At 39.9% G+C, this 228-nt stretch carries 1 protein-coding gene; it reads left to right on the forward strand.

Going from position 1 to position 228, the window contains the following annotated elements; translation table 11 throughout:
- The coding region (locus PPOP_RS24945) for a hypothetical protein (RefSeq protein ID WP_006288310.1) at nucleotides 1-228 on the forward strand (228 nt) is incomplete at both ends.

The raw sequence follows: 228 nt of genomic DNA on the forward strand, positions 1-228 counted from the left end.
TTGTCCGAAATGGACTTTTATGGAATGATGAACCCGTTGGCTACACTCCGTATTCATAATCGAAAAATTAGAGAACTAGTACGGTGGTTCAATACAGAAAAAGCTGTTCTAAAGAAGCTGCTCGGAGAGTTGAAGCAGATCGACATTCAAGCTAAGGAGCGCTTCAAAGAAAAGTATTTTGAAGTGGACCCCATTATTACAGCGTACAGAGAAACACTAAAAGAGGTT

Origin of the sequence: Paenibacillus popilliae ATCC 14706, assembly GCF_000315235.1 — a bacterium.
Lineage (GTDB): Bacteria > Bacillota > Bacilli > Paenibacillales > Paenibacillaceae > Paenibacillus_B > Paenibacillus_B popilliae.